Consider the following 5,055-nt stretch of genomic DNA (forward strand, 5'->3'; position numbering starts at 1 on the left):
ACGTTTCCAAAACTCGCTTGGGTCTTTCCCGATGATGCGTTCCGGCAATGGCGCTGCTTGTATCAAGAAAAACCAATGCCAGTAGGAAGTTGCGAAAGCGGCTGAGGTCTGAGCGTACATTTCGCGTGTCGGAGCAATATCTAGTAATGTCATAGCCCGCACCCGGTCCGAGTGATCCAATCCCAGCCGATGCGCTACTCTGGCGCCGCGATCATGGGCGCCAATGAAAAAACTCTTATGTCCAAGGTTTTCCATGACGGTAACAATATCGGCTGCCATGGCCCTTTTAGAGTAGGCCGAGTGTTTTTCATCGGATGCAGGCTTGGTCGAATGCCCGTAACCACGCAGATCTGGACACACAACTTGATATTTTTTTGCAAGGATAGGAGCGACACCATGCCACATGGCAGACGTTTGTGGGTATCCATGCAGTAGAACGAGTGGCGGCAAGTCTTTCGCACCTGCCCGCCTAACGAATATGGACGCTCCTGCACCTTCTACAGTCTCTTCTATAAATCCTTCAAACATCTTTTCTACCTCAATCTGAAATGCATTCTATATTCATTATCACAGAATAATGCAGAAGTATTAATCGGAAAAACTGAATAGTTATGACGACTAATTTTTGCTGAGACTGTCGTTACAGTAGCAAACACAGTACATGCTTCGTCGTGAGCCCTCTTGGGAGACGCAGCGGTATTAAACCTAAGAAATTGGAGGCAACTATGAAAACCCTAGTGTCGGCAGCAGCCGCTTTAGCTTTAACTTTTGGTGCAGCGCAGGCGAATGCCGCCTGTGATCAAGGCGAAATCGTCATAAAATTTAGCCATGTGACGAACACAGACAAGCATCCCAAAGGAATTGCCGCATCTTTACTGCAAAAGCGAGTCAACGCGGAAATGAACGGTAAGGCTTGCATGGAAGTATTTCCCAATTCAACGCTTTACAATGATAACAAAGTGTTGGAAGCACTCTTAAACGGTGATGTTCAATTGGCGGCACCATCTTTGTCGAAGTTCGAAAAATTAACCAAGAAGTTTAGAATTTTCGATCTACCATTCATGTTCAAGAACATCGAAGCGGTGGAAGCCTTCCAGGCTTCTCCAACCGGTCATGCTCTTATGGACAGCATGAAAAAACGTGGTTTACAGGGGTTGACCTTCTGGCACAATGGCATGAAGCAGATGTCGGCTAATAAGCCGTTGCGCACGCCTTCCGATGCGAATGGGCTCAAGTTTCGTGTCATGTCGTCGGACGTGTTGGTCGCCCAAATGAGAGCGATTGGTGGGTCCCCTCAGAAGATGGCATTTTCCGAGGTGTACGGTGCGCTACAACAGAAAGTCGTGGACGGCCAGGAAAATACTTGGTCAAACATCTACGGCAAGAAGTTCTTTGAGGTCCAGGACGGCATCACTGAGACTAACCATGGCATTATCGATTACCTGGTTGTTACCAGCGTCGATTGGCTCGAGGGCTTGAAGCCAGAAATCCGTACCCAGTTTACTAAAATTTTAGGTGAAGTAACGAAAGTTCGGAACGCCGAAAGCTACGCGGTCAATCAAGCAAACAAAAAATCGATAATTGAGTCCGGAGGTAAGGTTCTCAAATTGACGGATGCACAGCGTGAGTCCTGGGTAAAGGCAATGAAGCCAGTTTGGAAGCAATTCGAGAAGGACGTCGGCGCAGATATGATCGGTGCCGCGCAAACCATCAACGCGAATTTCTAAATAGTTATGGGGCAGGTTAGTTAAAGCCTGCCCCATCTCCACCAGTTCGGGCAAATATTTTGTCGCTAACTAAGGAGGGTACGATGAGGGAACGCCGAGATCTTGCAGACGCCATTGAGGAGAAATTTATCGCAGCCATTCTCGGTGCCATGACCATTATTACATTCGCTAACGTCATTGCACGTTACGGGTTCAATGCGAACATTCTTTGGGCACTTGAGATCACCGTCTTTTTGTTTGCGTGGCTGGTTTTGTTGGGTGCTTCCTATGCCGTAAAAAAGGGCTCCCATCTTGGCGTTGATATTTTAATCAATATTCTGCCGCCTCAACCGCGAAGATTTATGGGCTTGTGCTCGGCCGCAATTTGTATCGCCTTCTTCTTTCTGATGTTTAAGGGGGCTTGGGATTACTGGGCGAACTTCGCCAACCTACCAGCCACGGAAGGGCGATGGTTCCCCCTCGGGTTCGAGGAAAAATTTCGCGGCAAAGGCTGGTATGAGGTCAACGATATCCCAATGATTGGATTGTTGGGATGGATGGAGACCGTTTTTAATAACGGCGAGACGTACGAGAAAATTCCACGCCTACTTCCATATTCAATACTTCCTCTTTCGATGGCATTGATGCTCTACCGGTGCTGCCAAGCCGCTTATCAGATCTGGACTGGAAAGACGGACCGTATCGTTGCCAGCCATGAAGTTGAAGAAGAGATCGAGAGTGCCCGCGAGAAAATTGAGGAGGCAGGATAATGGAAGTTGCATTGCTCTTTGGGATGGTCATCGTCCTCTTGATGATCGGCGTACCCATCGCCGTTGGGCTTGGGATGTCTTCGGTTTTGTTCCTGCTCTGGTTCTCCGACAGTTCGCTTGCGTCAGTCGCGCAAACCCTCTTCTCCGCATTTGAGGGACACTACACGCTTCTAGCAATTCCGTTCTTCATTCTCGCTTCGGCGTTTATGACCACCGGCGGGGTGGCGCAAAGAATTATTCGTTTTTCCATTGCCTGTGTCGGGCACTTACCAGGCGGCTTGGCAATCGCCGGTGTCTTCGCGTGCATGCTGTTTGCGGCTCTTTCTGGCTCATCACCGGCCACGGTTGTCGCGATCGGTTCGATCGTGATCGTCGGCATGCGTCAGGTCGGATACACGAAAGAATTTGCCGCCGGTGTCATCTGTAACGCCGGTACTCTCGGCATCTTGATCCCCCCGTCGATTGTCATGGTTGTGTATGCTGCGGCTGTCGAAGTTTCAGTCGGACGCATGTTCCTTGCCGGTGTAATCCCGGGGATAATTGCCGGAACTATGCTGATGATTGCTATTTACATTATGGCGAAGGTTAAAAATTTGCCGAAAGGAGAATGGAAAGGGTGGGCTGAAATATTCGAATCCGGTCGGGAAGCTGGCTGGGGCTTGTTTCTAATCGTCATCATTCTCGGCGGCATCTATGGCGGTATATTTACCCCAACAGAAGCCGCCGCAGTGGCCGCCGTCTATTCGTTTATCATCGCGACCTTCGTCTATCGGGACATGGGACCGCTAGCGAAAGAGGGCGTCAGTTTTATTAAGAACCCCTGGTGTATAATCACATCCCTATTCCACCCGGATACTCAGAAGACACTGTTTGACGCCGGCAAGCTTACGATCACGTTATTGTTCGTGATCGCCAATGCGCTGATCCTGAAGCACGTCTTGACCGACGAGCAGATACCGCAGCAAGTGGCCAATGCGATGTTGTCTGCAGGACTTGGGTCGGTGATGTTCTTGGTCATCGTGAATGTCATTTTGCTGATTGGCGGCCAATTCATGGAGCCATCGGGCCTTCTGGTTATTGTTGCCCCACTAGTCTTCCCCATTGCCATGAAACTTGGTATTGATCCAATCCATCTCGGCATCATCATGGTTGTTAACATGGAGATTGGTATGATTACACCGCCGGTCGGCCTCAACTTGTTTGTGACATCCGGGGTCGCTGGGATGCCTATGATGCGGGTTGTCCACGCGGCACTGCCATTCCTCGGTGTGCTGTTCATCTTCCTAATCATGGTGACCTACGTTCCCTGGCTCTCGACGTTTCTGCCTAACACGTTCCTGGGTCCAGAAATCATTATCAAATAGAAAATCCGGTTCGAACGGGGACGCTGTCAGAGTAATTAGTGGTGATAATAAATGGCATTACCATGTCCGTTTTTGGCAATTAGCGGTAGTCACCGCAAACTCCATTTTACGTCTGCTTACAGGGGGTAGAGCAGACATTAATGGCGCAAAATTCAATTTGCCGAAATCGACTTCCGGTTTTAGAGGGTAAAGCGAACATCATTTGAGGCAGGTGATTAGGTCTGCTGGTGACCCAGGCTGTGTAAAAACGTTCCCCATTTAAGCTATGTAATCTGGCGATACCTTTTGAGGCTCAGATTTTGGATTTATCGGTTTGTTGGTCTTACGAGGGCTGAGGCACGGGAATTTGCGTTTATATACGGCTTTCAGCCAGATACGGGGCTAATTCAAAGCTAACAAGCGCTCATGCGGCCTTCATTGCCGCTATCAGCGGGCGGATGCCGATGATGTTCATGACGCGCTTTAGATTGTAGGCGAGCACGTGCAAAGCCATTTCCGTGCCGACCCGTTTTAAGGTCTTCATCTGGAAGTGCGTATAGCCCATCCAGGATTTGATGGTGCCGAAGGGATGCTCAACCGTTTCACGCCGCTGGCGCATTTTCTCCGGATGTTCATCGAGCCGATACTGCACATCCTCAAGAACATGTTCGTGTTCCCAGCGCGGAATCCGGCGTTCCTTTCCTGTGGTGCATTGATCTTTGATGGTGCAGGTCGGACAGGCCTTGCTCCAATAGCGGCGCAAGGTCAGCCCTCTTTCCTGATTTGTAGCATGATAGACCAAGCGCTCATCCGCCGGGCAAAGATAGACATCGTCTTCAGTGACGTACCGAAAGTCCTGTTTGACAAATCGCCCCCTGGCTTTGCCGCTCGATGTCTGTGGTTTAGGAAGCGTGACTGTAATGTCGGCTTTATCACAGGCCAGAATTTCTTCGCTCTTGAAGTAACCTCGGTCGGCAACAACCTCCAGCGTATCTGTTTTGATTGCGGCCTTTGCCTGCTTTGCCATGGTAGAGAGCTGGGAACGATCAGAACCCGAATTGGTCACTTCATGGGCGACGATAAGATGATGTTTAATATCCACGGCAGACTGTACATTATAAGCGACCATGCCGCTGCCACGGCCACTCGTCGCCATCGAACGAGAATCAGGATCGGTCAGGGATATCTGCTGGCCCGGTGTTGCCAGCATCCGGGCCTCAAGCTTTTTTAAACGCT

5 protein-coding genes are annotated in these 5,055 nt (G+C 49.8%); 3 read left to right on the forward strand and 2 right to left on the reverse strand.

Features of this window, described 5'->3' with window-relative positions:
- Nucleotides 1-528: alpha/beta hydrolase (locus HOM51_07495; protein ID MBT5034351.1), on the reverse strand; the 528-nt coding region annotated here is incomplete at its 3' end.
- Nucleotides 529-725: 197 nt separating this feature from the next.
- Here HOM51_07495 and HOM51_07500 point away from each other — a divergent pair.
- From HOM51_07500 to HOM51_07510, 3 genes are all read left to right on the forward strand, one after another.
- A complete protein-coding gene (locus tag HOM51_07500; protein MBT5034352.1) occupies nucleotides 726-1,727 on the forward strand; it encodes a DctP family TRAP transporter solute-binding subunit in 1,002 nt (333 codons plus the stop codon).
- Between the two features lie 83 nt (nucleotides 1,728-1,810).
- Nucleotides 1,811-2,476, forward strand: coding sequence for a TRAP transporter small permease (locus tag HOM51_07505; protein ID MBT5034353.1), 666 nt, complete (start codon nucleotides 1,811-1,813; stop codon nucleotides 2,474-2,476).
- The gene (locus HOM51_07510) at nucleotides 2,476-3,840 is read left to right on the forward strand and encodes a TRAP transporter large permease (GenBank protein MBT5034354.1); all 1,365 of its coding nucleotides are present in this window, start codon (nucleotides 2,476-2,478) and stop codon (nucleotides 3,838-3,840) included. The genes HOM51_07505 and HOM51_07510 overlap by 1 nt, the downstream gene beginning before the upstream one ends.
- 403 nt (nucleotides 3,841-4,243) lie before the next feature.
- Here HOM51_07510 and HOM51_07515 read toward each other — a convergent pair.
- Nucleotides 4,244-5,055: transposase (locus HOM51_07515; protein ID MBT5034355.1), on the reverse strand; the 812-nt coding region annotated here is incomplete at its 5' end.

This window comes from Rhodospirillaceae bacterium (genome assembly GCA_018660465.1).
Lineage (GTDB): Bacteria > Pseudomonadota > Alphaproteobacteria > Rhodospirillales > JABJKH01 > JABJKH01.